This is a genomic window from Roseicella sp. DB1501, from assembly GCF_013112485.1.
Lineage (GTDB): Bacteria > Pseudomonadota > Alphaproteobacteria > Acetobacterales > Acetobacteraceae > Paracraurococcus.
This window is the reverse complement of record NZ_JABFHG010000014.1, coordinates 134,995-161,976: the sequence shown is the minus strand read 5'-3', so window position 1 is coordinate 161,976 and position 26,982 is coordinate 134,995. Positions and strand designations below refer to the sequence as shown.

The 26,982-nt window shown below is 64.8% G+C and carries 22 protein-coding genes; 9 read left to right on the top strand and 13 right to left on the bottom strand.

What is annotated here, in order from left to right:
• Positions 1-39: 39 nt before the first annotated feature.
• The 6 genes from HJG45_RS23605 to HJG45_RS23580 form a co-directional block, all read right to left on the bottom strand.
• Positions 40-2,499 carry a family 16 glycoside hydrolase gene (locus tag HJG45_RS23605; RefSeq protein ID WP_171615709.1) on the bottom strand — a complete coding sequence of 820 codons (2,460 nt, stop codon included), beginning with the start codon at positions 2,497-2,499 and terminating at the stop codon, positions 40-42.
• Positions 2,500-2,595: 96 nt separating this feature from the next.
• Entirely contained in the window at positions 2,596-3,741 is a 1,146-nt protein-coding gene (locus HJG45_RS23600) for a Cj0069 family protein (protein ID WP_217363020.1), read from the bottom strand.
• 16 nt (positions 3,742-3,757) lie between these two features.
• A complete protein-coding gene (locus tag HJG45_RS23595) occupies positions 3,758-4,372 on the bottom strand; it encodes a hypothetical protein (protein ID WP_171615707.1) in 615 nt (204 codons plus the stop codon).
• 49 nt (positions 4,373-4,421) lie between these two features.
• Positions 4,422-5,345, bottom strand: a complete 924-nt coding sequence (locus HJG45_RS23590) for a DUF1259 domain-containing protein (RefSeq protein WP_171615705.1) — start codon at positions 5,343-5,345, stop codon at positions 4,422-4,424.
• A gap of 23 nt (positions 5,346-5,368) precedes the next feature.
• Entirely contained in the window at positions 5,369-6,766 is a 1,398-nt protein-coding gene (chrA, locus tag HJG45_RS23585) for a chromate efflux transporter (protein ID WP_171615704.1), read from the bottom strand.
• Positions 6,763-7,596: a chromate resistance protein ChrB domain-containing protein gene (locus tag HJG45_RS23580; protein WP_171615702.1), complete on the bottom strand. Its 834-nt coding sequence runs from the start codon at positions 7,594-7,596 to the stop codon at positions 6,763-6,765. Before HJG45_RS23580 ends, chrA begins: the two co-directional genes overlap by 4 nt.
• Before the next feature lie 373 nt (positions 7,597-7,969).
• Between HJG45_RS23580 and HJG45_RS23575 the strand changes: the two genes are divergently transcribed.
• The gene (locus HJG45_RS23575) at positions 7,970-8,176 is read left to right on the top strand and encodes a hypothetical protein (RefSeq protein WP_171615700.1); all 207 of its coding nucleotides are present in this window, start codon (positions 7,970-7,972) and stop codon (positions 8,174-8,176) included.
• Between the two features lie 60 nt (positions 8,177-8,236).
• Here HJG45_RS23575 and HJG45_RS23570 read toward each other — a convergent pair whose 3' ends face one another.
• Positions 8,237-8,638: a hypothetical protein gene (locus HJG45_RS23570; protein ID WP_171615698.1), complete on the bottom strand. Its 402-nt coding sequence runs from the start codon at positions 8,636-8,638 to the stop codon at positions 8,237-8,239.
• A gap of 46 nt (positions 8,639-8,684) precedes the next feature.
• Positions 8,685-10,772 (bottom strand): AAA family ATPase, encoded by a 2,088-nt coding sequence (locus tag HJG45_RS23565; protein WP_171615696.1) that lies wholly within the window; start codon positions 10,770-10,772, stop codon positions 8,685-8,687.
• Positions 10,773-10,813: 41 nt separating this feature from the next.
• Between HJG45_RS23565 and HJG45_RS23560 the strand changes: the two genes are divergently transcribed.
• On the top strand, positions 10,814-11,038 hold the full coding sequence (locus HJG45_RS23560) for a hypothetical protein (protein ID WP_171615694.1): 225 nt from the start codon (positions 10,814-10,816) through the stop codon (positions 11,036-11,038).
• 175 nt (positions 11,039-11,213) lie between these two features.
• On the opposite strand, the gene HJG45_RS23555 is transcribed toward HJG45_RS23560, so the two are convergent.
• The 4 genes from HJG45_RS23555 to HJG45_RS23540 all read right to left on the bottom strand — a co-directional run bounded on the left by HJG45_RS23555 (position 11,214) and on the right by HJG45_RS23540 (position 16,912).
• Positions 11,214-11,930: a hypothetical protein gene (locus HJG45_RS23555; protein WP_171615692.1), complete on the bottom strand. Its 717-nt coding sequence runs from the start codon at positions 11,928-11,930 to the stop codon at positions 11,214-11,216.
• A complete protein-coding gene (locus HJG45_RS23550) occupies positions 11,927-14,050 on the bottom strand; it encodes a hypothetical protein (RefSeq protein WP_171615690.1) in 2,124 nt (707 codons plus the stop codon). Before HJG45_RS23550 ends, HJG45_RS23555 begins: the two co-directional genes overlap by 4 nt.
• Positions 14,047-15,897, bottom strand: coding sequence for a hypothetical protein (locus tag HJG45_RS23545; protein ID WP_171615688.1), 1,851 nt, complete (start codon positions 15,895-15,897; stop codon positions 14,047-14,049). The genes HJG45_RS23550 and HJG45_RS23545 overlap by 4 nt, the downstream gene beginning before the upstream one ends.
• 154 nt (positions 15,898-16,051) lie before the next feature.
• A complete protein-coding gene (locus HJG45_RS23540; protein WP_171615686.1) occupies positions 16,052-16,912 on the bottom strand; it encodes a tyrosine-type recombinase/integrase in 861 nt (286 codons plus the stop codon).
• Between the two features lie 691 nt (positions 16,913-17,603).
• On the opposite strand from HJG45_RS23540, the gene tmk reads away from it, so the two are divergent.
• The 6 genes from tmk to mazG all read left to right on the top strand — a co-directional run bounded on the left by tmk (position 17,604) and on the right by mazG (position 23,787).
• Positions 17,604-18,221: a dTMP kinase gene (gene tmk, locus HJG45_RS23535; protein WP_254452733.1), complete on the top strand. Its 618-nt coding sequence runs from the start codon at positions 17,604-17,606 to the stop codon at positions 18,219-18,221.
• A complete protein-coding gene (locus HJG45_RS23530; RefSeq protein ID WP_171615682.1) occupies positions 18,218-19,240 on the top strand; it encodes a DNA polymerase III subunit delta' in 1,023 nt (340 codons plus the stop codon). The genes tmk and HJG45_RS23530 overlap by 4 nt, the downstream gene beginning before the upstream one ends.
• A 120-nt stretch (positions 19,241-19,360) precedes the next feature.
• Entirely contained in the window at positions 19,361-20,905 is a 1,545-nt protein-coding gene (gene metG, locus HJG45_RS23525) for a methionine--tRNA ligase (RefSeq protein ID WP_171615680.1), read from the top strand.
• A gap of 27 nt (positions 20,906-20,932) precedes the next feature.
• Positions 20,933-21,709, top strand: a complete 777-nt coding sequence (locus HJG45_RS23520) for a TatD family hydrolase (RefSeq protein ID WP_171615678.1) — start codon at positions 20,933-20,935, stop codon at positions 21,707-21,709.
• Positions 21,710-21,711: 2 nt separating this feature from the next.
• Positions 21,712-22,506, top strand: coding sequence for an MBL fold metallo-hydrolase (locus tag HJG45_RS23515; protein ID WP_171615676.1), 795 nt, complete (start codon positions 21,712-21,714; stop codon positions 22,504-22,506).
• A gap of 447 nt (positions 22,507-22,953) precedes the next feature.
• Positions 22,954-23,787 carry a nucleoside triphosphate pyrophosphohydrolase gene (mazG, locus tag HJG45_RS23510; protein WP_171615674.1) on the top strand — a complete coding sequence of 278 codons (834 nt, stop codon included), beginning with the start codon at positions 22,954-22,956 and terminating at the stop codon, positions 23,785-23,787.
• Positions 23,788-24,036: 249 nt separating this feature from the next.
• Here the strand turns inward: mazG and HJG45_RS23505 are convergent, their stop codons facing one another.
• Complete coding sequence (locus HJG45_RS23505; RefSeq protein WP_171615672.1) at positions 24,037-25,005, bottom strand: pirin family protein; 969 nt, start codon at positions 25,003-25,005, stop codon at positions 24,037-24,039.
• Between the two features lie 238 nt (positions 25,006-25,243).
• Between HJG45_RS23505 and HJG45_RS23500 the strand changes: the two genes are divergently transcribed.
• Positions 25,244-26,962: an amidohydrolase family protein gene (locus HJG45_RS23500; protein ID WP_171615670.1), complete on the top strand. Its 1,719-nt coding sequence runs from the start codon at positions 25,244-25,246 to the stop codon at positions 26,960-26,962.
• Positions 26,963-26,982 lie beyond the last annotated feature (20 nt).

The window sequence follows — 26,982 nt, the reverse complement described above, 5'->3', positions numbered from 1 at the left end:
AGCCGGCGTCAGTCATGACGCCGACTGCCTGCCACAATCCTACATCGGTCGCCATTCGATGTGACGGAACAGCACCCGACCGGTATGCGTCTGCAGCCCGATAAACCGTGGGTTGCCTGGCGTGGATGGTCGACCGCGCGGCGACTGGGGTCCGCCCGCAAACTGGAAGTTGTTCACGACCTGATTGTTGAGGGCGACCATGAGGTTCGGGCCATCGACGGTGATCCGGTAGCGGTTCCACTCGCCGGGCGGGTGGACGACGACCGGGCCGTCGGTCGGCCCTTTGAAAGAATAGACCGCGCCGGTGCGATGGATCGCCGCGCCATCGGGGCGTGCCAGCTCATCGATCTGGATCTCGAAGCCGAAATCGACACCGACGAAGGCAGTGTTGTCGTATCCTTGGCCCTCCGGGTCGGGAAAGCCTACGAAGACGCCGGAGTTGTCATCGGGCGCCGTCATCATCCACTCCAGCTGCAACTCGTAGCGCGGTGGTGTTGGCTGGTTGAGCCACAGGAGGCCGAGGTCGGTGCCCGGCTGCGCTTCCAGCGCTCCTCTCCGGATGAGGAACTGGCCCGGGTTGTCGCGGCCTGGCTGATTGCGGATGGTGGACATGCGCCAGTTCGCTCGGTTCACCCCATCAAACAAGGTGACAAACGGGTTGGCGGACGCGAAGGCGACCGGTGTGATGATGCGGTCCCCGGTGCGACGCGCCAGCGCAATGCCGCTGAGCATCGGATTGGGCGAACCGATGCTGGGAAAGAGGCAAGGACCGGCCGCGTAGAAATTTTCGGTATGGTGGAAACGGCCATTTGCATCAGTCACGCTGCGCGCTGGATCCGTCCCCATCCACAATGTGCCAGCCTCATGATGCGTCGTGCCAAGCCCATCCCGCGAGAGCGCCTGGACAAGGTCTACAGGCTGGCCATTGGCGAAGAGGGTGGCCACCTGCTGTATGGTGGCATCCATGACGTTCCATAATGCGTTATCGCGGTTGGTTGGCGACAGCGTCACGTTCGCGCGCCGGACATTGTACTCATCCAGGCCCGCATAGAGCTTCACTCGGCTGGGGTGGGTGGCGAGCGTGGCTGGTGTACTTGTGTCGGCCGGCTCCATTTCGCCGATACCACGGACGGCAATGGACACGTGCGTGTCGGTCGAGGTTCGCAGTTGGTCGAAGAACTCGACGTCAGGGATTTTCCTGAACAGCTCGTCCTCTGCTCCAACTGTGTTGCCGTCACCACTGGCAGATATCTGCAGGTGGAAACGGCCGAGCTGATTGCCGCCCTGCTGCGCCAAGCACTTCAAGAACAGGGCCGAGGTCTGTAGCTCGGTTGTCAATGCCGACAACCCAGGCACAGCCGCCCGAGGCACGCGGATCACCATGTTCGAGCGAAGATGCCCGATCAGGTTTTCGCCCATCAGAGGAAAGGTCGGAATACCTGTATTGTCGAACGAGAGCTGAGCAAGGCGGGCACTTTCAATTGTCCCCAAGGCGATGACGGCAGTGCCTCCTGGCGCCAAGTCGATGAAGCCTGCGCTCGTCTCGGCGCCGGTGATGCGCCATGTGCCACTGGTCGTCGGTGCGGTCCGCAACGAGATCACGTGCGTCCCGGGCAGCACCATGAACTCCTTGGTGGCGTCGGTGGTGCCGGGCACGTTGACGGCGGTGCGCGAGGCCTTCATCAACAAAGGCACCGTGCTGAACTTGTTCAGCGGAAAGAAGCCGGCATGCGGCGGCCGCGCCTGGACCCCGAGTGGCGCTTCCAGCTTGAGCATGTTCTCCAGCTGTGCTGTGGACAGCCCGCCGGTAGAAAGTGGACCGAGCAGCTGGGCAGCCGTCTTGCCTGGCTTCAACAGTGGTGATGGAGGAAGGGCGGCGAGCGCTGTTGCGGCACCTATCGTACCAATCTGATCGAAGAGGCGCCGGCGCAAGGCACTATGCAGCTCCCCGAAAATGAAGTCGTTTGTCTCATCGACACCGATCTGACGCGTGCTCTCATCGAAGTAGCGGGGTTCGAGGTCGGCAACCGTCGCAGGCGGCCAGCTCGCCGTTTCCTGCGGCAGCAGTCGTGGTGACCAACCACCCCAGTAAAGCGACCGACCCCCGAGCGTGTAAGCCAGGCCTTTGAAGGGGATCGTGGACTTCCACGGGACGCCCCACACTTCGTTGCGCGGTGGCTCCGGCTGCGGCGCCGCCTCGTTCAGGAGAAAGGGCTGACTTGGGTCAGTGAAGCCTTGAATACCAGTGTTTTGGGTGTGCTCTGGAATGGTGAACAGTCCGGCATCGATGACTAAGGTCCTCAGACCGCCGCCGGTTTGCTTCTGCCGGAACCAGAGATGCTCGGCGATCGCGGAGCCGAACGTACCTCCGCCGATAACCAGGATATCGAAAGGCCGGCCACCTGCGGCTTTCCATTCATTCACCTCAGTGATGTCGTTGCAAAGATATCGACCCTGAATATCCTTCGTAAAAGACGTGCTTTCCGTGGTCTTCGGCATAGTGTCCTCCCTTCTTATAATGCCTGACCAGCACACGCTGAACTGCTCAGGGAAGCCCCTGAAGCTGAGCGTTACTACAGACGCCTTCAAAACAGATCAGGCGGTTGGTCTTGATTCACAGCGTGCTTGTCTTGCCGCCTTAAGGCAGCTTGATACTGTACGTGCGATGCTGCCTGCTGCCGTATCTGGAAAAGGCAGGACCGAGCTGACGTTGATCTCGCAGAGCACGTAGGTGTCCTGTCCGGCGGCATCCGGCGGCCCGAGAAGAAAATCGGCGTCCCAGATCGCGGGTAAGGCGGTCGGCGCCAGATCAAGGATGCCCAACATGGAGGGCAGCCAGGCTTCTGCCATCATCCGACGCAGGCGCTGGAACCGGGCAGCGGACGGCTCATGCATCGTCTTTGCCGAGGCCATCCCCAGAGCGGGCCGGCCCGCGGCAGCAGTCTCGCGCCGGGGCCACTGCTCGGACCATCCGACGACCTGGTCCTGCGAAAGATAGCAGCGGATCATCCCCTCGCCGACGCGCGGTTGGAATGCCTGATCGATCAGGCAGCTCACGTTTGAGAAGTATGGCCGGCAGCGTTCGAGGAACGCCGGGATGGGCACGGCCTCGATCCCGTCATCTGCCGCCGCTTGCACCACAAGCATCGTGGTGTTGGACCAACGATCCGGCGTCTCGGGGTGGCGAGACGCGGTTTGATGCTGCAGCTCCACCTTCCATACGCCTTGGCCGTCATTGCCCCGCTGCGGCTTCAGGATACGAGGCCGTCCCGCCTCCAGGCGTGAGGGAAACCGCCTCTGGAACACCTCGAACGTTTCATAAAGATGAGTATCGGCGTCCCAGCTCAGGCTGCGGGTGCGGAACAGCACCTCCTTCGTGCCCATTGTCTGTATCACGCCCGGATCGGCACTTACCCAGACTCCGCTGCGGGCCACCTGCCGCAGCATTGGGTCGAGCCGGGAGCGATCCTGCCCATCGGCGAGCGGATTGACCCACACCATGACCCCGTCATATCGCAGCAGCTGGTCATGAACGGCATCGGCCGCCTCGTCCGCATAGAGCACTGGCTCGACCATCACCCCGGCCTGGGTGAGCGCTTCGGTCAAAGGCTGCAGCCGGGTGCGATACCGGCTGGCTGGGTCGGGCGCGGCTGGGTTGTCCCGCCACATCAGGGCGAGCCGGAGCGCGCCGTTTGCCGGACCGGCGGACCCACCGGCAGAGGGGTGCATGTCCTGTTTCATGGCACTGAACCTCGCGTTATCGCAGTGCTTCCACCTCAAAGCTGTCAAAATGCGTGAGGCTGTCGGCCTTGGTCCAAACCCCGACTTGGCCGGCGTTCGTGAAGGTCCGGTCGGTCGCGGTAAACAGCGCTCGCCTGTCCAGCCACACGTCGAAGCGCTCGCCTTCAACCCGCAGGCCCAGCGTCTGCCAACGGTCGCGCGGCACCGGCGCATCGGTGCCAGCGAACTGGATGCGTCGGCCGTCCACGACGCGGTAAAGGCGGACATTGTTCTCCAGCGCGTTGGCACGGGCGACGTAGTAGTTGCGGGCGTCGCGGTAGCGCAGCACGAGGCCGGCCGCCTGATCCACCCGTCCATCGATGGCGCGGAAGCGCACTGAGAGGGCTGCGTCTCGTGCGCGGACGCCGTCAAGCACTGCGAGCGGAAACCGTGTATCCGTGCGGTCGCGGCTGATTTCCGCAAGTACCTTCGGGCCTGCCGGCGCGGTCGCGTCCTCCAGCACCACCCAGCGTGGCGGCGGGCCGCCGCCGGTGAGCGCCACGGTGAAGCCAGGCGGAGGGGCGCCGAGGGGCGCCGCCTCGAAATCGACCTGCTGCCGCTGAGATTGGGCTTCCGCCTGACGGCCCGCCATGGCGAGACCCGTTAGGCCGAGCAGACCACGCCGTTGCATGGCGCGAGCCCTAGCCGCTTGGGCGGCTGTTGGTGCGGTCCAGGGCCGCACGCAGTCCACGCGCCAGCTTCTCGCCGTCATCGACCGCCCAGAAATGCATGAAGAACAGGCGCGGCTCCTCGCCGATCATGTGGTTGTGGATGGCGGTGACCTCGATGCCGTTTTCCAGCAGCGCCCGCTGCACCGGCACCACCTCGCTGGCGGTCAGCACGAAATCGCCGGTAATCGCAGCCTTCCCATTCCCCGCCGCCTGGAAGTTGATGGCGGTGCCGAGGCCGAGGGCCGGCGGGACGTCCATGCCGTCTTCCCGGATGGTCTCGGCGCGCGGCACCGAAACGCCATACACCCCACCGGATGCGCGCCCTTCGCGGCCGAGCACGCGAGCAATGGCGGCGGTGTCGAGGCCTTCGATGCGTTCTGCACCGGCGGCGGCCGGCGCGGTGGCTCCCTGCAGTGGGGTGGCGCTTTCCTGCAGGGCGGCGCGCAGCGCTGTGGCGAGCTTGGCGGCCTCCCCATGTCCGGCCACATGCATGTACATGGTCGCCGGCTGCGCTCGCAGCACATGGTTATGGAGCGCCGTGACCTCGAGCCCGGCGGCGGCCAGCCGGCGCATGACCGGCGCCACCTCGGTATCAAGCAGCACCAGGTCGCCCATGACCATCAGCTCCTGGCCATGCGGATGGAAGGCGAGCCAGGAGCCGAGTGCGAAGCCGGGTCGTAGCTGGACACCATCCAGCATGACCTTCAGATCGGTGCGTGGCAGGGCAACGCGCCAGACCCCGCCCGGCATCTCAGTGCCTGGCTTGCCGAGCACATCGTCCACGGTGCGGTGCCAATCGGCATTGGGCGTCCCGCCGGACGGCTGAGCCATGGCAGCGATCGGCAGCAGGAGCGCGGCAGCCAGGAGGGCGGCGCGGTAGGTGAGCTTAACCATGGTGACGTTTCCTCTTGATGGTCTTAGGCACCCAGGCCGAGGGCGAGCCGCACGAGGAGGCCGGCCCCGGCGGCGATGCCGAGGGTTTTCACGACGCCAAGCTTGAGACGGAACAGGCAGACGGCGGCGAGTATGGCAAGGCCGAGCGCCGCCAGATCGAGCGAGGTCAGCACCGGCAGCTCCACCCCGAGCGGGCCGAGCTGGACGAGCTGCATGTCCCGGAACAGCACCCGCAGCCCGAACCAGACGGCGAGGTTGGCCACCACGCCGACCACGGCGGCGGTGATGGCGGCCAGGGCGCCCGAGAGCGCTTTGTTTTCCTGCAGGCGCTCGATCCAGGGCGCGCCCAGGAAGACGAAGACGAAGCAAGGGGCAAAGGTGACCCACAGCACCAGAACCGATGCGGCGATACCGCCTGGCACACCGCTCAACGCTTCCGGTGCACGGAAGCCGGCCAGGAAGCCGACAAACTGCAGCACCAGGATCAGCGGCCCCGGTGTTGTCTCCGCCAGGCCGAGACCGGCCAACATCTCTTGTGCAGACAGCCACTGATACGACTGCACCGCGTCCTGAGCGACATAGGCGAGCACCGCATAGGCGCCGCCGACGGTCACGACCGCCATCTTGGAGAAGAACCACGCCACGTTGGCGTAGGTGCTGCCCACCGTCAGAAGTGCCGCAACCGGCAGCAGCCAGAGTGCCAGGCCGATATACCCGGCTCGCCGCGCGCCGGCCGCCAGTCGCGCCGGCCGTCCCGGATCGGCCGCCAGCACCGCGTCGATCACGGCCGGTGCGTCGCTCTTGGCGCTCCCGTGGCTGCCATGTGTGAAGGCGTGGGGCGCAAGGTAGCCGATGACGCCGGCCGCCAGGACGACCAAGGGAAAGGGCAAGTTGAGAAAGAACAGGGCGGCAAAGGCCGCGACCGCCAGCGCCCAGGCTGCTCTTCCCTTCAGCGCCCGTCGCCCGATGCGCAGCAGCGCCTCGACCACCAAAACGAGGACGGCGCATTTGAGGCCGAAGAACAGGGCGGCGATCAGCGGCACGTCGCCCAGGGTCGCGTAGATCAGCGACAGGGCGAGCATGACCACGGCGCCCGGCAGCACGAAGAGGAGTCCGGCAGCCAACCCGCCGCGCACGCCGTGCATCAGCCAGCCGAGATAGGTGGCGAGCTGCTGGGCCTCCGGTCCCGGCAGCAGGGTGCAGAAGTTCAGACCATGCAGAAAGCGGCGGTCACCAATCCAGTGCCGCTCATCGACCACTTCCCGGTGCAGTAGGGCAATCTGACCCGCCGGTCCGCCAAAGGAGAGCAGGCCGATTTTCAGCCAGACGCGCAGCGCTTCGGCGAAGGACGGCAGCCGCGCCTCGGCGGCCGCCTTCGCTTCTTGTTCCTGACCCAGGGCCTCCACGGTCGCGTCGCTCATGCCTTAGCCCCTTTGTGGTTGCCGGTAGGCCAATTATGCGTCTCGGCGACGGCATCGCGGCTCCAGCGGAAGAAGGAATCGTAGAGGCCCATCGCCGCGTCGAGCTGCGCCAGGTCATCGCGGTACATGCGCGACAGACCGAGCGAAGCGGCGAGCAGGCCAGCCGACTCCGGCACCAAGTCCGGCCGGGCAGTGTCGGCACCGCGCACGATCAGGGCCAGCCGGTTCAGTGCCTCCGATCCCAGGCCGAACTCCTCGACCATGGCGTCGAAGGTGCAGCGGTCCCCCCGGTGGCTCCAGAACACCTCCTCAATGTCAAAGGGGGTGGCGTTGAAGCGCTCGGCCACCGCCGTGACCTCGGAGGGCGCCACGAATAGGAAGACGGCGCTCGGGTCCACAAAGCGGCGGATCAGCCAGGGGCAGGCGATGCGGTCGATCTTGGGGCGAGCGCGTGTGACCCAGACCGTCCTGCCTTGGGCATTTCGCGGCGGGATATGGTCCGGGCGCAATAACATGCCGTCACCGGCCGACTTCACCCAGGCTTCGAAGCCGCCATCCAGCACCTCGGCCCTGGCGCCGCTCTGGCGTAGCCAGGCAGCGACACCCTGACTGAGCTTCAGACCACGCTGGCAGATGACGACCACGGGACGTCCGGCATAGTCAGCGGCCCAGCTGGTGACACTGCGCGCATCGCGTCGGAAGGACGCCGGCAGCAGCCGTGGATCGGTCGCATAGTCCTCTTCAGTGCGCACATCGAGGAGCAGCGGCGCATCGGGCAAGCCGACGAGGCGAGAGAGTTGTGATACAGTAATGGTATCGGGGGCTGGCATGGCACGTCCTCTCCCTTAACTGTGGAGTTTCGGACGCGATCCTTCAGCCGAAGCCTCACGGGGCAATCGCGGTAGTCCCCTTGGCTCTGAGCTAAGAGAGGGCCGTGTCCGGTGTCAAGGTTCACGCCTCCACCGTGCCGATCGGCCCGTTCGTCTGCCGCAGCCAAGCGCTCGCTATCGATGCCAAAGCCATGGCGAAGAGTCTCTGCATGGCGAGACGGCTCGTGAAGCACTGCGTCGAAGCCAACCGAAGCGACGGGCGTGATCCCCGGCGGCTGATCACGGCGCTCGAGTTTCGAACAAAATGTGAACTGCGGCTGGATGATATCGGACTAACCTCGGCGCGTTGTGCGTGGGGGTTTCGGGGGTCGCCATGGAGATCGAGCGCGTCGGAGCGTGGATGGTGATTCGCGATCAAGATGGGCGACGCCATGCCTTGAAGCCCGGCGCACTTCTCGGCGCCTGTGAGATGGTCGAGCAGGACACGACGCTTTTGCTTCTACCGGGAGGGAAGATGGTGGTCGTGGGTCACGACCTGGACACCGTCCTGGAAGCGCTGCAGCCCATCCGACCAACCTGACCTGCTAAATCCCGCAGAGTGCTTGGGGTAGCTGCGTTAGAATTGGTTAGGCGCCAGATTTTATAGCTTCTGGAAGGTCCCATCCTTCAGAAGGATTCCAACTTCGATCTCGCCGTCCTTTTCGTGGATGACCGTTCCGGGTCGGTCCTTGTTTGCGTAATACAGGCTGACGCCCGGCCTGCGGATATTCCATACCGGCGGCGTGTTGGAGGACGCACGAAGCCTGGCTGAAATCTCATCGCTGTGACGGATGTTTTGACGAATATTGCTGGCGCGCTGTTCTGGCGTTAGCTCCGGTCCCACAACGATGACGTCGCCGCACCTCACCGTTCTAGTCGGACCAGCGATGTCGCTCGAATGGACGGTTACGACAGTTCGAGAGCTCGGTGGCATCTCTTCACCTCTCCAGGTGCGCCAGATGGCGCCGTACCGCGGCCCAATGGCAGGATAGGCGATAGGCATCCGTCGGTCATCACCGAACCCGCGTGTTCCATCTGAGCGTTGCAGCTCAAGCCGCCATCAGGTTCAGGCCGACCATACGGGCTTCTGAACGTGGCAAGGCTCGGATGGCTCGTTCGGCGGCCGTGATATCACCGACCAACACCACCTGCTCGGTTGCCCTCGTAATGGCTGTGTAGATTAGAGTCCGATCGAGGAGCCTGCTTGGGAATATGGGCACCACGATCCGCTGAAACTGGCTCCCCTGCGCCTTATGGACGGTGATCGCGTATGCGAGCTGGAGGGCCTGCAGACTGTCGAGCGGATCGAAACGATGGATGGTCCCATCCATCTCAATGATCGTATGACCCTGGCCGTCGACGTTCATGACATGGCCCAGTGAGCCATTCATGAGGCCACGCTCCCAATCATTGACCGTCCACACGACCGGCTCGTCCACGGCGATTTGCCGATTCGGCACACGCCTACGCGCGGAGGCGCAGATAGCATGGAAACGGGCATTGATTCCGTCGGAACCAGTCTCCCCTTTGCGCAAAGGAGCGAGGATCTGGCAGGCGCCGACGCCCCCAAGGGCCGACACTGCGTCAACCAGCGCTGCACCAAGCTGCTCCGGCTGGCAGGGCAGCACACTCACGCCGAGGGATGGCGAGAAGCCGAATGTGGGAAGGGAAGGGAGGTGGCCTGCGCGGACAGCTGCAGCCACCTGGGGGATCCCGGTTTCCGATGCCTGCCGGTGCACACGCGTCAGCTCGACAGTCGGCAGGCGCCGCTCGGCTGCCGCAATGTGGAACACCAGCCCAAAGCCGATCGGCGATAGCTGGGCCGGGTCTCCGACCAGCATCAGCCGCGTGCTTCTCGGCAGGGCTCGAAGGATCCGATAGGCCGTGGGGAGATCGAGCATCGAAGCCTCGTCGACCACGACCAGCGCATCTGGAGGGACTTTCAGGCGGCCAGAAGACACCTGCATCAGGAAGCCAGCGATGGTATAGGCATGACACCCCGTCGCCTCTCGCAGCCGCTGTGCCGCGCGCCCGGCCAGGGCCATCTGCAACACCGGCAGATTGTGACGTCCCATGACCGCATGTACAGCCCGCAGGGTCGTTGTCTTGCCAACACCCGCGCCGCCGATGAGCAGCGAAATGCCTTCGCTCACCGCCATCAGAACTGCATGCTGCTGCTCGGACGTCAGGTCATGAGCGCTTCCTCGCTCCGAGGCAGAAATCTCCGCATCGACCTGAGCGCCCCGAATTGACACATCGAACAGGCCGCCTTGCCGAGACTGAAGCTGCATGTCGCGGATCCGATCCTCGACATACCGCTCCATCACTGCTGCCCCGGCTGGTTGCAGCAGGCAGCCGCCTGGCGCCAGCACGGCACCGCCTTCGATGATTGCGAGGTCGACCGCACGTTCCGCGAGGGCAGGTCCTCGGCCGAGCCTGCAGCAAACAGACGCTACGAGGACCTCTCGACGGACTGCCGCATCTTTCTGCTCCAGACGCGCATAGAGGTCGGCTTCGACCGCGCCGACGAGCCGACGCGGGTCGGCAGCGTCGATGCCAACGCGATACGCCGCGGCGTCGACCTTCGGCCAATCCGCAAAGGTCAGCATGACGTATGGGTTCGCCCGGAGCTTCGCGGCACCTTCCTTGCCCCAAACCGCTATAACCTTGTTTGCCAGGCGAGGGTCGAGCCGGTTCTCATCGAGCCAGACCGCGACATCGCTCTCGGCCTGGTCCTCTTGCCAGGCATGGAGGAGCTCGGCCGCCCGCTCCTCACCCAAGACAGTATGAAGGGGGCACGGATCGTCGCCGGCCAAGATGCGATAGAGTGCCGGGCCGTGAGCCCTCCACAGTCTATGGGCCGTACCGAGGCCAATCCCCGGGAAGCGTTTGGACCGAGCTAGGAAGCGCACAAGGAAGCTGCCGGGCGACTGGCCACCTCGGACGTTCGTGTCCTCGAAGCTTCCAGATTGGTCATGAGGCGCCTCGGCGGGGTACAGCTCCACCCGGGCCTCATCCCGAAGAGCGAGTACGACGCCGAGATTGGACGCCATAGCCTGACGCTCGCCGGCCGTTGAGGTCGCACCCTCCCGACGGTCGGCGCGTTCGGCCTCAGCGCCGACCTTACGACCGGTCACCGTGCGGTCCTCCTGCCCGTCTCGACCATGTGTGACTCGACATGTTCGAGGCGACGAACCCGGCGCCTAAGATCAAGATTCTCGGCCTTCAGGGCGGCATTTTCCTGCTCGAGCTTCAGGATGCGCTGATCTCGCCCGTCCCTCGCCGCGACTTGCGGCTCCTGTCGCTGCGGCGGGGCCAATCCGAGAAGTGCAACCGCTTCGGCCAAGGCGGCAGCCGCGGCTGGATTTTTGTACAAGACTTGGCGGTCAACCCCGGCTGCTAGGGCAATGGCGGAGATGTTCGCCTTGCCATCACGCTCTGGCAGGCCTTGGCCTGCGGCTTGGAGCCCGGCGAAATAGGCTTTGAGCCTGGTAGCGTTCTCGGCGCCGATCTGGGCACCACTCTTCGCCGTGGCCGACATTCCCCGGGCTCCCCAAGATGGTGCTGCGCGCCAATCCTCAACTGTTGCCGGCATCGTCGTCCGACCGAACGACGCTTAGCGTCGGAGCCTTCCGCCGGGCCCGCGCTACTGCTGCTTCCTGCTGCTGCACCTGTAGACGCCCTCCGTTACGGGCGGGCGGCTTGATCAGTGATGAGAGATCGGGGTCGACGTCGATCCCCGCCGCGTGGCACCGCTCGACCATGACTGCTAGCTTTTCGGCCAACCGGGTGGAGATCTGCCTCTCGCTGGCGAGGTCAAAATCCTTGCCGGACGCCTCCTTCGACTTCGCGCGAAGGTCACTCTCGAGGAGCGATATCATGGCTTTGCAGGCAGCCACCTGTTGCATGAGATTGAGGTTGATCACGGTCAGCCGGGCGACTTCGGCGCGAGCCTCTTGTTCCCCGTCATCCAGCTTGCCGGCCGGCGGCTTGCCCGCGATCAGCTTGTCGCCGCTTCGGTCGGGACGCGTCGTCCAGGCGAGCGCCGCAGCCTTGAGAGCAATATCGGGATCCGCGTTCAGGTACCGCCAGTAGGTCGCATTGGTCAGGCCTGCACGCTCCCTGAGGAAGTCGTGGGAGATCTCTTCTGGCTTCAGTGCACCAGCACCCAGTTGCAGTTCGATGAGCGCCAGCACCTCGGCTAAAGCGGATCTACGATGGGCCGCATTCTGCCGCTTGGTCTCCGCGGCCTTGGCTCTGGCGTCAGCAGACGGCCCCCTGCCGTCACGGCTCATGCCGCATAGCTCCGCACCCCCGCACGCTCTATCCGCGCGATGAGGTCCGCGACCTCCGCTCGGCGCCGCTTCCGGGAGACAGTGGAAGCCTCCCTTGCACCGACGCCAATCAGCGCCTGATCGAGCACCCCTCCCTCTGCCTCCAAGGTGGGTAGGAAGGGCAGGATGAGGCGAGCTAGCATTGCCATCTCCTGCCGATAGATATCTCGCTGCGATGACGAGTGGCCCGGATCCGCGAGGAGCTGGCCGTACTCTTCGAAGTCCTCGAGATAGGCCGGCACCTGGAGCCGCGTGATCGCGGAGTTTGCACATCCATGCGGGTCGCATTTGTGAGTTCGTGGCCGTGTTCGCTGCCCGGCTGGAACGCCCTTCAGACACTCTGCTGAATCACCTTTGAACACGCACATTGTCAGAGCCGTCTTGTAGACGGGCACCCCACTCTTCCGAAGGCGCTGAATGGTACGTGCATTCGGGGCTTCGGAGCCGGCTTGTGCATAATTGATCGATCGCACCTCAGCGTCGAGCGAAGCCTGCTCTTCCGCCGTCCTCGCTCTCATAACATCAAGCCCCTTCCGACCGCGGAGAACGGGCTCGGTCATGACAGTATGTAGATGGTCGGCTTGAGCGGCTTGCTCGAAATGGGCGAGCATCGATTGGAACTGCGTGTCGTTCCTCAGATACCCACGGAATGCTGCCGTGCTCAGTTGCTTGAGATGGATCGCACCGGCGACCTCGCCGTGCGGCTCCTGCGCCAACCACTGGGCCAAAGCCACCCGGAACATATGGGTAGAAAGCGGAAATGGCTTTCCATCGACATAAGGGGCCTCAATCCGCTCTAAAAACACTTTTAGATCGTAGTTCATTATATTGTTCTGGACGAGTTTTCCGGTTTGCGTTGCAAACAGTCGAGTTGTTCCAGTCCTCTTTCTCCAAGGCTGCAGCATTTCAGCAAGAATGCCCGCAGCGTCGATTGCCTCCTTTGGCACATTCCAGGTGACCTGTTCCGGGATGCGTCCACGATGCTTAGCGACGGTCCCATGAATGAGGTGCTGCGGCGAGAAACGTGGGTCGACCGCGGGAACCGTTTCCGCGCATTGAAGAGGCAGGTCGTTCATGTCGCCATTACGGCCGCCAGTCAAAAAAGCTATTATGATGTAACAGGCGGTTCGGAGAGAGTTCTCAAGCACCTGCAGCTTGTGTCGGGTTTCGATGCGATCTAACCAAGGCTTGCCCGTATCAGGATCCTCTCTAAAGAATCCATTTTCATTCCACGGTGCAGGCTGCGGCATCTTTTTTCGCGCAGTGCGGTTCTTCGATCCAAATCTCCTGCCAACCCATGAATCGAAATCTGAATATTCTTTCGATCCTTTTTTCCACACCGGCGCTGAAGAATCGTAGATCGTCTCCCACTCGGCTACCAATTCGTCGAGATAACGACGAGCAGCCCGAATATCATGAGCATATACTTCGATAAATCGGAGAGCCGCCCCGACGACATGGTCAAGAACCGCCTTCGGGATCAACTGGTAAGATTCGGTCTCTGGGCCGTCAGTAATCCAATCTTTGCCAAACTCACCCAGTGGTCGGAAACCAAGCGTTGCACTGATCCGGCTTCTCAGCCGCCAAAGAAGAAGCGTCGTGTCGACCAGGCGGCGGGCGTCGCGGACAGAGCGCACACCCGCGCCATCCTTGAGGCTAGCAGCTTCCTTCACCCAGGCTTCGAAGCTCGGTTCGTCGACCTCCGACACCGCGCTGATACCGCGTGCAGCCGCCCACAAGCAGAAATCACGAGCACAGCGGCATGCGTCTGCTGCTCTAGAGGGGGCCCAATTCTTCCCATCCTCTCGCTCTTTGTATAGCCAGCGTACCGCAATGGCCTCCTGGAACGGATAGACGAGGTTACTGTACCGCCTGTCGCCCAGGTTGCCGATCACGACATTGCGGACGCGAACATCAAAAGCCCAGTCGAAAACAAAGAGGCCTGGTGCATCGCCAGTGAAGTCCCAGGTTGAGTCAGCAAGACGACTTCCCTTGCGAGTAACCACGGTCGAGGACGCGAGAAGGCGGAGGTTCGCTCCTGGCTTGAGAGCGGACTCACCTTCGGGGTGTAAATCGCTCATGATTGCTTCGCCGGTCGGAACGCGATCACTGGGGACCGCGAACGCGCTTCGTTCGTTAGTCTATCGACAAGGTCACGAGGGAATTTCGACAAATGGACTTCGACGAGCTTACAGTTCAGCTCGTGTTCCTCACGCCAGATAACCTCTTCCATCTCGTCAGCAAGGCGTAGCCACTGCAGGTAAAAATCTAAGAGACGTGGTAAATGCCGCTCTAGAATGATTCCGTTTACGCAGACCAAGCAGGATTCAAAGCGTCTGCATGCCGTGCCTTTCCGTTCCGGGCCTTTGCCGTTTTTGTCGTCAATGCAGCTATTGCAGAGCTTGTCTCTCTTGCCATACAAGATCTCCGCCGCATGTCCCAGCGTAACCCCAAGCTCCGACGCAAGTGCCTCAACTTCTTCCCGCTTAGGCCTATCTTGGAACCCAGAACGGATTGACGTAATCGCCTTACTTTGCGCACCCTTGATCGTCTCGCGGACTCTGATCTCATTGCCCGGGCTCGATGCGTAATCAATGGTCCGCCTGAAGTCGGCATGCGACGCTCGCCGCTGAGCCTCTTCAACTCCATTTGCAATCGCAATGTTTGCTATAACGGTAGGACGGAACCGCCGAAAGTGTATGTTGGGAATGGGATTGCCGTCAGGCAGAAGATTTTCAGCCTTATGCACGAAGTCACGCAATCCGCTGTACGCCACAGCCGGAGTTAAAACCCGTACGCCTCCGTTTCTGCTTAGCCAGTATAGCCAGAGGCTATGAGCATCCTTGGGATCGGCGATAGACCGAAGTGACTGGGTTACCTCTATGAGTGTTCGGATAACGCCTGGAATATCGAAGGCACCGCGGTCTGGCACGTCGACAAAAGTTTTATCAACACCAGCACGAGGCTTGCCGAAGTACAATCGGCTATGCCCGTGCGTCGGACTCGGCCGCAGGCAATGCGAAGCTGCGTCGGTCAGGTCGATATGCAGGTTGAGTGCACTGCTGAGGTTCAGAGGAGCGTGCTCATTAAATGTAAGTCTTAAAAGAAATGGAATGAGATCGTCTTGATGCGGTTTTACGAGCTCTTTTTCGCACCCACCGGCCTGAGCCATGTCGTCTCGGTTCCCGCTGAACCGTTGCTTAACCCTTCGCATAGCGGTTAAGCATGACTTTTCGAACGCAGCAGCCTCAACCGGTGTTAGCGCTTTCGATTTGACGCGCTGCACCTCCGATCCGGTCAACGGTGCTGGCAAGGCGAAGTCAGGTCCAAAAAGCTCTGAGCGGCTACTGGCAACTCGGGCCAGGGTCTTGTTAACCGTCCAAACGATGTCTGCGATGTAGCGGGACGCTTTGGGGCGACCTTCTTCCCGCCCAATCTCAGGCTGATGTGGCAGAGATTGCCATGGCAGTTTTTTCGGTCTGACAAACGGAACGTTCTGCGCAGACGCTACCCGTTCCACAATTTCAAACAGTGGCGCATGCCGCGCCACGTAGTAAGGTGACGGACCGAGGCGGAGAGAAAGTTTCGTGTAATTAAGCCTTCCTGTTTTTGTTGAAAAATTCGCTAGCGGCTCATTCGCTAAGATTTCCTCCAGAAGCTTAGCTCGCTCCTCGACTTGGCGCCGCACTTTTACCGATTTATCTGCTAACCAGTGCTCGAAGTTGCGAAGAGTATGAAAGGTTAAATCCTTCAGGGACGCTGTAGGTTTCCCATTTTCGTTTGCGTCTCGATCCTGTAGGTATTCGAGGAAGCGCGTGAGGTGATAAACTTGAGAGGCGGCAGTGTCTGATGTCAGCCGCATACACGCTTCTTGGTGTGCGATGAGGAGTTCACCGGCTATCTGCTGATAGGGCGATCCGATCCACACACTAAGGCTGATGTCCCGGGGCTCTCCTCTACCCGCGGGCGGAACGTGTAAGAATGTTAGAGTCTGTCGTATCTGCTCGCGATCAGCTTCGAGATCGATTACTGTAATAGGAGCTGGAGCTTCTGCGAACTTCGAGCTCACTTTTGTCGTGTGCTTAGGCATCGAAATAGGTCGCCTGCATTTCTGAGACAGCCATTGCAAGAAGTGCACGATGTTCGGCTATATGATCGAGATAGATCATTGTCGTCTCAATAGAAGCGTGACCAAGGCGCTCCTTGACCTCGCGTATGGGCTCCATGAAGTAAACACGCCCTTCTGGCCGACCCAGATGGCGATCGACCATTTCTTTCTTCAGCATAGCGTTAATGAGTAGGGATAGGGTAATAATCGCGTAGCTGTGGCGAAGGTTATGGGGTGAGCACTGAGGTCCCTCTTCCCCGCAGCGATCACTGACTTTCGCAAAATCCTTCCCCCATCGTTTGTATGACAATGGGTCGCCATTTTCGGCCAGCCACAATGGCGAGGATGAATTTTCGATTAATTGTCCACCAGAAGCCACGGTGAGAAAGGTTTGTGAGACTGAGATTTCTTGTCTGGCGATCCGTTGCCGCAGAGTTTCTACGGCCATGCGTCTCTCACCATTGATATACCACTGAATCCACTTGATCGCCGTGGACGGCCAGTAAATCGTACGGATTTTTCTACCCTTGCCCTCAATGCTGGCTGGTAGATAGGCACGTCCAAGGTTTGCAGCGCCCCGCGGGTCGGGAATATCAGCAAGCCGTAACGCGGCGAGTTCTGAAACCCGTACCCCCGTTCCAAGACAGGCCGCACACCCGGCCCGCATGCGAGAGGAATCGGCCGCCTGAATGAATGTTTTGAACTCGGTCGCTGATAACGCCTTCACTGGACGGGCGGAACGCCCGCGCTCGATGACGTCGGAACGAGTGAACCCGATGTCGTCGACCAGACCGGTATGCTTGGCGTAGAGGACGAAGGCATACCAATGGTCCATCCACTGATTCCACGTCGCCTTGCTGACCCGAGGGCTCTCAGCAGATCGAAATGAGAGCCAAAGCCGGTTCATGTGGGCGAGCTCGAGGCAGTCTTGCCATCGCAGGTCCCGTTCATCGTACCAACCCAGGACTCGCTTAATCGCACTGGAGCGAGTAGCCCGAGTAGCAGGCGAGGACGTCCTCAGGCCCATTCGGAGTTGCCAGCCGTTGACGTCGTCCAGATACTGACCATTGCGGTCGAAGAGGAAACGGACGCCGTCTGCCATCTCTAACGAGTGGCCTCGCTCACCCGCAGTGATCCGAGAGGTTGCCGCTCCGCCTACCACTGTCGAGAGAAGCTTTGTCATCGCTCCGGCTGGGATGCTCACGCCGCTGATCATCGTCACTCCTTGCGATGCTCACACACAGAGCCGATTCCCAAAGGTCGCGCGGCAACGAGGCTTGCCCATGTAGAACGAAAAGGGAACACAAATTCCGCGAAGATAGTGCGGCGGCTCGATCAACTGTGAGGTTTTTGGCGTGCTTGCAAGCGTCGTCGGCCACTCAACTGGAGAGCGCCAAGCTTCACCAGTTCAAACACCAAACGCTAATATGAGACGTTCTGTTGATATGAGAGTGGGGGCAAATAAGGTTGTTTCATTCCGACTCAGTGCCAAAAAGGCGGGTTTTTCCTCTCATATGAGACAGTCGATGGCAGGGGCGATAAGCGGGGAGGGGGCGGGCAAGTCCACCCAGGCGCGGCTGCTTGAGGCCGCGCTGCGGGCCGCGGGGCATCGGGTGCTTCGCACCCGCGAGCCCGGCGGCGCGCCCGGCGCCGAGGCGATCCGCGCCCTGCTGCTCGGCCAGGGGTCCTATCAGGGGCCGTGGGACGGCATCACCGAGGGGCTGCTGCATTTCGCGGCGCGGCGCGAGCATGTGGTGCGAACCATCCGGCCGGCGCTCGATGCCGGCGCCTGGGTGGTCTGCGACCGCTTCCTCGACTCGACGCTTGCCTATCAGGTCTTTGGCCAGGGCATGCCGCGGGCGGTCCTCGACAGCCTGGCCGGCATCACCCTGGACGGGCTGTGGCCGGATCTGACGCTGGTGCTCGATATCGGCCCCGAGGAAGGCCTTGCCCGCGCCGCCGCCCGGGGCGACGCCAACCGCTACGAGGCGCTCGACCCGGCCTTCCATGCGCGCGTCCGGGCCGGCTTCCGGGCGATCGCCGCCGCCGAGCCGGCGCGCTGCGCCCTGGTGGATGCCACCGCGGCGCCGGAGGGCGTGGCGGCCGACATCCTGCGCCTGGTCCGCGGCCGGCTCGCGGCATGAGCCCGCCGCCCGAGCCGCGCGCCAATCCCGATCTGATCGGGCATGACGACGCCGCGCGCACGCTGGAGGAGGCGGCGCGCTCCGGCCGGCTGCACCATGCCTGGCTCATCGCCGGCCCGCCTGGCCTCGGCAAGGCGACGCTCGCCTATCGCTTCGCCCGCTGGTTGCTCGCCGGCCAGCCGCCGCCGGTGCCGGGCGAGCCGCCGCTGGCGGTGCCGGGCGGCGCGCCGGCCTTCCGCCGGGTCGCCGCCGGCGCGCATGCTGATCTCTTCACCCTCGCCCCGAGCCTCGGCGACAAGGGCGGCAAGAAGGAGGTGCTGCGGGCCGAGGAGGCGCGGGATGCGCTGCGCTTCATGGCGATGACGGCGGCCGAGGGCGGCTGGCGGGTGCTGGTGGTGGAGGCGCTGGAGCAGGTCGACCGCGAGGTGGTGCCGAACATCCTGCTCAAGACCCTCGAGGAGCCGCCGCCGCGCACGATGCAGCTCCTGGTGACGGCGGCGCCGGACCGGCTGCTGCCGACCATCCGCAGCCGCTGCCGCCGCCTCGACCTCGCGCCGCTCGCCGATCCGGTCCTGGACGGGCTGCTGGCCCGCTGGCTGCCGGAGCTCTCGGGCTCCGACCGGGCTGGGCTGGTCGGCATCGCGGATGGCTGCCCCGGCCGGGCGCTGCTGCTCGCCGAGGGCGAGGGGCTGGCCTTGCAGGGGCTGGTCGAGGAGGTGCTCGGCAGCCTCGGTCAGCCTGATCCGCGCCGCTGGCACGGCCTCGCCGAGAGCGTCGCCGGGCGGCGCGACGCCGCGGCGGTGACCCTGTTCCTGACGCTGCTGCGCCGGACGATGGCGGCGGCGCTGCGCCAGGCCGGGCGGGGCGGGGCGGCACCACCCTGGATCGCCGGGCGTTCGCTTGCCGATTGGTCGGTGCTGTGGGACAAGCTCGGCCGCCTGGCCGACGAGACCGAGCGATTGAACCTGGACCGGAAGCAGGCGGTGCTGACCGGCCTCGGTTGGCTCTCCGCGCGCTGAGGCATTGATGGTCCGGCGGGGCACGCAATCGCCCTCCCGGCGCCCCCTGGGCCCCGGTCGAGCCCGCCATGACGGGCGCCGGGGAGGGTGTGCCGGCCCGGCCGGCGGAAGGGCAGCCCGATGGCACGCGTCTACTACACCACCCCGATCTACTACGTGAACGACAAGCCGCATATCGGCCACGCCTATACCTCGCTGGCGACGGACGTGCTGGCGCGCTGGAAGCGCCTCGAGGGGCATGAGGTCTTCTTCCTGACCGGCACCGACGAGCACGGCCAGAAGGTGGAGAAGGCGGCGCAGGAAGCCGGGATGGCGCCGCAGGCCTTCACCGACCAGGTGAGCCAGAGCTTCCGCCTGCTCGCCGAGCGCATGGGCTATTCGAACGACGACTTCATCCGCACCACCGAGCCGCGGCACCGCCGCGCCTGCCAGGCGCTGTGGGAGGAGCTGGTGCGGCGCGACGAGATCTATCTCGGCCATTACGAGGGCTGGTACGCGGTGCGCGACGAGGCCTTCTATGGTCCCGACGAGCTGACCGAGCGGGACGGGGTGAAATACGCCCCTTCGGGCGCCCCGGTCGCCTGGGTGAAGGAGCCCTCCTACTTCTTCCGCCTGTCGAAGTGGCAAGACTGGCTCCTCCGCTTCTACGAGGAGAATCCCGGCTTCATCGCCCCGGCCTCGCGCCGGAACGAGGTGATCAGCTTCGTGAAGTCGGGGCTGCAGGACCTCTCGATCAGCCGCACCAGCTTCACCTGGGGCATCCCGGTGCCGGGCGACACGGCACATGTGATGTATGTCTGGCTGGATGCGCTGACCAACTACATCACGGCCGCGGGCTATCCCGACCCGCAGGCGCCGCGCTGGGGCTTCTGGCCGGCCGACGTGCATTTCGTCGGCAAGGACATCGTCCGCTTCCACGCCGTCTACTGGCCGGCCTTCCTGGCGGCGGCCGGCCTCGCGCCGCCGCGGCGGGTCTTCGCCCATGGCTGGTGGACGATCGAGGGGCAGAAGATGTCGAAATCCCTCGGCAACGCCATCGACCCGCTGAAGCTGGTCGAGGAGTACGGGCTCGATCCGCTGCGCTACTTCCTGCTGCGCGAGGTGCCCTTCGGCAATGACGGCGACTTCTCTCGCGCCGCGCTGATCGGCCGGGTGAACGGTGAGCTGGCCGACACGCTCGGCAACCTGGCGAACCGGACCCTGTCGCTGATCCAGCGGAACTGCGAGGGGCGGCTGCCGGCGCCCGCCGAGGGCACGCCGGCCGACGCCGAGCTGCTGGCCGGCATCGCGGCGCTGCCGGCCGCGGTCGCGGCGCATCTCGAGGCGCAGGAATTCCACCTCGCGCTCGAGGCCATCATGGCCCAGGCGCGGGCGGCCAATGGCTACATCACCGTGCAGCAGCCCTGGGCGCTGCGGAAGACCGACCCCGTCCGCATGGCGGTGGTGCTGCGACACCTGCATTCGGCGCTGCGCGTCTTCGCCACCGTGCTGCAGCCCTTCATGCCCGGCAGCATGGCGAGCATGCTGGAGCAGCTCGGCGTGCCAGAGCAGGCGAGGGGGCTCGCCGACCTCGCCGCGCCGCTGCCCGGGGGCACGCCGCTGCCGGCACCGGCGCCGCTCTTCCGCAAGATCGAGGAGGCCGCGGCCCCCAAGGGCGCCGCATGAATCGAAATCGCAACGAAATGCCCATCCATGCTGATCGATAGCCACTGCCATCTCGACTACTTCGGCGATGGGGAGGTCGAGGCGGTCGTCAGCCGGGCGCGCGAGGCCGGCATCGGCCGTCTGGTCACCATCGGCACCCGTGTCGGCCAGGCAGCGCGGGTGAAGGCGCTCACCGAGCGCTTCCCGGATGTCTGGGGCACGGTCGGGGTGCACCCGCACAATGCCGGCGAGCCCGAGGGCATGCCGACGGTCGAGGAGCTCGTCGCCCTGGCCGATCACCCGCGGATCATCGGCATCGGCGAGGCCGGGCTCGACTACTTCTACGACACGGCGCCGCGCGAGGCGCAGCAGGAAGGGTTCCGCCGCCATATCCGGGCGGCCCGGATCACCGGCCTGCCGCTCTGCATCCATGCCCGGGAGGCCGATGCGGACATCCTGGCCATCCTGCGCGAGGAGGCGGAGGCGGGGGGCGCCTTTCCCTTCCTGCTGCATTGCTTCTCCTCCGGCGCCGAGCTGGCGCGGGGGGCGGTGGCGCTGGGCGGCTACCTGTCCTTCTCCGGCATTCTGACCTTCCCGAAATCGCCCGAGATCCGGGCCATCGCCGCCGAGGCACCGGCCGACCGCATCATGGTCGAGACCGACAGCCCCTATCTGGCGCCGGTGCCGGTGCGTGGGAAGCGCTGCGAGCCGGCCTATGTCGCGCATACCGCGCGCGTGCTGGCTGAGACGCGCGGCACCACCCAGGCGGAGATCGAGGCCCTGACCAGCGACAATTTCTTCCGCCTGTTCCGCAAGGCGGCCTGAGGATGCTGCGGGTGACGATCCTCGGCTGCGGCGGCTCGGGCGGCGTGCCCTTGCTCGGTGGCGCCGATGGCGGCGGGGAATGGGGCGACTGCGACCCTACGGAGCCGCGCAACCGCCGCACCCGTACCTCGGCGGTGATCGAGGGACCGGACGGGCAGCGGCTGCTGATCGATGCCGGCCCGGACCTTCGCCAGCAATTACTGGCCTGCCGGATCGGCCGCTTCGATGCCGTGGTCTTCACCCATGCCCATGCCGACCACATCCTCGGCATCGACGACATCCGGCAGGTCAACCGCACCATCGGCCGGGCAGTGGATGCCTGGGGCACGCGCAAGACGCTGCAGAAGTTGGATGAGCGCTTCGACTATGCCTTCATCGGCCCGACCGAGTTCTTCTTTCGTCCCGCGCTGGAACCGCGGCAGGTGGCGTTCGGAGAACAATTCGAGACCGCCGGCCTGACGGTGGACGCCTTCCGGCAGGACCATGGGGTGATGGACACGCTCGGCCTGCGCATCGGCCGCTTCGCCTATTCGACCGACGTGGTCATGCTGCCGGAGGAGAGCCTGGCGGCGCTGGAGGGGCTCGACACCTGGGTTGTCGGCTGCTTCCAGCATCGGCCGCACCATGTGCATGCCAATCTTGAGCGGGTGCTGGAATGGGTCGGGCGACTGCGGCCGCGCCGGACCGTGCTGACGCATATGGGCACGGCAATGGACTATCAGGGCCTGCGACGGATGCTGCCGCCGGGCATCGAGCCGGCGCATGACGGGCTGGTCCTGGAGGTGCCGCTCGCGTAAGACTTGAAACATCGCGAAGCAAGTGATGAGTTCCGCCAAAGCCCTGGGCCGCTAGGCTGTCAGGGCGCAGCAGCGCCGGGCCGGGGGGCCCGATCAGGGGACCGTTGTCCAGCATTGGCATTCGCAACGCCGCGGCAGGGCGCCGCTGGCGCTCCACAGGCTTGTCCAGGGCTTTTCCCCGACTTGTCCCCAGCTTCTTGTTTTCCATAATATATCTTATGCGGTACATCATCACGGTGGATAATCGGAATCCGGAACACTCCGGCCCGCCCCACCTGTCCGCCCAGGCGGCGCAAGGACATCATGCTGAGCCCAGCTGACGCGGATGGAATGGATGCGTGGGACCCAGGCCCCTGTACGACGTGCCTAGACCGCTCCAACCGCACTCTCCGTCCGGATCGCCCTTGCGATCCCGGCCGGTCCTGGCAGAAGGCGCCGAAACCGGAGATGCCCATGCCGAACTCCCCGACCCAGCCCAGCCCGGAACAGGCCCTCGCACGCCTGCTCGACATCATGGTTCGGCTCCGCGACCCGCAGGCGGGCTGCCCCTGGGACCAAGTCCAGGACTTCGCCTCGATCGCGCCGTATACGGTGGAGGAGGCCTATGAGGTGGCGGACGCCATCCGCCGGGGCCCGGACTTCCCGGCGCTGCTCGACGAACTGGGCGATCTTTTGTTCCAGGTTATCTATCATTCCAGGATGGCTGAGGAAGCCGGTCGGTTCAGCTTCGCGCATGTTGCGGAGGCGATCAGCGGCAAGATGCTGCGTCGCCATCCCCATGTCTTCGGCGAGGCCGTCGCGCGCAATGCCGCCTCCCAGACCGTCGCCTGGGAGGCCGGCAAGGCGGCCGAACGCGCTGCCCGCGCCGAGGCCGGCACCTTGGCTGGAATCCCGGAGGGACTCCCTGCCCTCGTCCGCGCCGCCAAGCTGACCCGCCGCGCCGCCCGGGTCGGCTTCGACTGGCCCGACGCCGTCTCGGTCCTCGACAAGCTTGAGGAAGAGGCCGCTGAACTCCGGGCCGAGTTGCCGGCGGCCGATCCAGTGCGGCTGGCGGATGAGGTCGGGGATCTGCTCTTCGTCCTGGCGAACCTAGCCAGGAAGCTCGACCTCGATCCCGAAGCTTGCCTGCGCTCGGCCAATGCCAAATTCGAGCGGCGCTTCGGCGGAGTCGAGCGGGCGCTGGCCGCCGAAGGCCTGGCGCCGGGCGATGCCGGACTCGAGGCTATGGAGGCCGCTTGGCAGGTGGTGAAGGCTGCAGAGAAAGCCGGCGAAAACAACTGAGCGCGCCTCAGCAAATAACTTTACATGCACTCCATAACGCGGGAGGCGGATTAGTCCGCGTCGTCAAGGATTCACAAATTTAGTGAAAACTTGACATGCTCTCTCGCTGCATAGCCTTGCCTGCAGTGTTGCCGAAAGCAAAAAGAACAAAAAGGGTCTCTAAAAGGAACTCCACGCGTAGAGGGATACATTTTTTAAGAAATAATTCTTAGGAAAATATTCAGAGTTCTTGGAGGCGCCAGATCCGGCTCATGGATAATCCGGCACCCGGCTCCCTGCCCGCACCCGCATCGTCTCCGGCAACGGGATGAACTCGATGCTGTCCGTCGGCACCAGCGGGAAGCGCCGCGCCCGCCAATCAGCCTTCGCCTGCTCGATCCGCTCGCGCGAGGAGCTGACGAAGTTCCAGTAGACGAAGCGCGGCCCATCCATCGGCGCGCCGCCCAGCAGCAGCAGCCGCGCCCCCTCTGGCCCCGCCGTCAGGGCAAGGCCGTCGCCAGCCCGGAAGACCAGCATCCGCCCGGGCGCGAAGCGGTCGCCGGCCAGGGTGACCTCGCCCTCCAGCACATAGGCGGCGCGCTCCTCATGTCCGTCCGGCAAGGGCACCCGCGCTCCGGGGTCGAGGATCGCATCGGCGTAGAAGAGCGGCGAGGCGGTGGCGACCGGTGCCCGCATCCCCCAGCCCTCGCCAGCGATAAGGCGCAGCCGCAGCCCGGCCTCCTCGGCCAGGGGCAGCGTCGCCGCCGGGTGATGGGCGAAATCCGGCGCCCGTTCCTCCGCCTCCTTCGGCAGCGCCACCCAGGACTGGATGCCGGAGAGGCTGCGGGCATGGTCGCGCTCGGCAGTGCTGCTCCGCTCGGAATGGGTGATGCCCTGCCCGGCCGTCATCCAGTTCACGTCGCCGGGCTGGATTGCCAGGTCGGAGCCCAGGCTGTCGCGGTGCTGGATCGCCCCCTCGAACAGGTAGGTGACGGTCGCGAGGCCGATATGCGGGTGCGGCCGGACATCGAGGCCGGTGCCGGCGAGGAATTCGCCCGGCCCCATCTGGTCGAAGAAGATGAAGGGCCCGACCAGCATGCGCTCGCGCGCCGGCAGCGCCCGTCGCACCTCGAAGCCGCCGACATCATGCGCGCGGGGGATGATGACGAGATCGACCGCCGGCATGGCCTCGGGCGGTGCCCCGTTGCAGGCGGGATCCTCGGCGGGTTGCCAGCTCATGCGCTCCCTCCCGGTGGACGTCCCGGGCATATGGGCCCGCGGCGCGCCCGGGGCGCCATCGCCAGACCGGCTCGCGAGAGCGTGGCAAGCCTGGGCCCTCGAAGGGCGCGGTGCCCGATGCCCGGACCCGGCGATGCTTGACCGGCCGCGGCGGCAGGGCCTTCAATCGATCCGGATCGTCCAGGCAGGGCTGCTGCCGAGAAGCCCCCACAAGAAGCGACAAGAAGGATCAGACGCGATGCACGACACGGTCATCCGCGGCGGCACCATCATCGACGGCACCGGGCGGAAGGGCTTCGCCGGCGACATCGCCATCGATGGCGACCGCATCGCCCAGGTGGGCGGCAAGGCGGGCCCGGGCAGGCGCGAGATCGCCGCGGAGGGGCTGCTGGTCACGCCGGGCTGGGTCGATGCCCATACGCATTACGACGGCCAGGCCACCTGGGACCCGCTGCTCGCGCCCTCCTCCTGGCATGGCGTCACCACCATCCTCTTCGGCAATTGCGGCGTTGGCTTCGCCCCGGTGCGGCGGCAGGACCATGCCGAGCTCATCGGGCTGATGGAGGCGGTGGAGGAGATCCCCGGCATCGCCCTGGCCGAGGGGCTGAAATGGAATTGGGAGAGCTTCCCGCAATATCTCGACGCGCTCGACGGCATGCAGCGCAGCATCGACGTCGCCGCGCAGGTGCCGCACCACCCCTTGCGCGTCTATGTCATGGGGCAGCGCGCCATCGACCTCGAGCCGGCCACTGCCGAGGACATCGAGGCGATGCGGCGGCTGACGCTCGAGGGGCTGAAGGCCGGCGCCTTCGGCTTCACCACCTCCCGCACCAACAGCCACAAGACGCTCTCGGGCGGCATGGTGCCGAGCCGTTATTCCGAGGTGGAGGAGCTGCTCGGGATCGGCCGCACGCTCGGCGAGGCCGGCCACGGCGCCTTCGGCATGAACAGCGACTTCGACATCGAGGAGAGTGAGCTCTCCTGGATGACGCAGCTCGGCCGCGAGACCGGGCGCCCCGTCTGGTTCCTGCTGACCGACCGCCCGACCGACGAGGCGCGCTGGCGCCGGCTGATGGATGGTGTGAAGGCGGCCCGCGCCCAGGGCGCGATGGTCACGGCGCAGGTCGCGGGACGGCCGGTCGGCGTGCTGCTCGGCGCCGATACCGCGCTCAACCCCTTCTCCATCCGCCCGAGCTACCAGGCGCTGCTGCGGCTGCCGATCGAGGAGCGGATGCGCCGCCTGCGCGACCCGGCGGTGCGGGCGGAGATCCTGGCGGACCGGCCGGCCGAGGCCCTGGTGAGCCGGCTGTCGCAGTTCCGCCAGCACATCGTCCGCCGCTGGCACCGCATGTTCAAGCTCGGCGATCCGCCGGATTACGAGCCGCCGGCGAGCGAGAGCATCGCCGCCATCGCCGAGCGCGAGGGCCGCACGCCGGACGAGGTTGCCTATGACTATATGGCGGCCGATCCGGCGAACCTGATCTTCTTCCCCGTCACCGGCTACAACATCGACAATCACGACGTCATCCACGGCATGCTGACGGATGAGGCGACGGTGCTCGGCCTCGGCGATGGTGGGGCGCATTGCTCCTCCATCCTCGATGCCGGGGTGCCGACCTGGATGCTGACGCACTGGGCGCGCGACCGGCATCGCGGCCCGCGCCTGCCGCTGGAATTCGTGGTGAAGCGGCAGACCAGCGAAACAGCGACCTTCTTCGGCTTCAACGACCGCGGCGTGCTGGCACCGGGGATGAAGGCGGATGTGAACCTCATCGACTATGAAGGGCTGCGGCTGCACAAGCCGGAGGTCTGGTACGACCTGCCGGCCGGCGGCCGCCGCCTCATGCAGCGGGTCGAGGGCTACAAGGCCACCTTCGTCTCCGGCGTGCCGGTCTTCGAGGGCGGCGAGCATACCGGGGCGCTGCCGGGCCGGCTGGTCCGCGCCGGCCGCGGTTGACCGGCGCCGGCCGGCCTCCC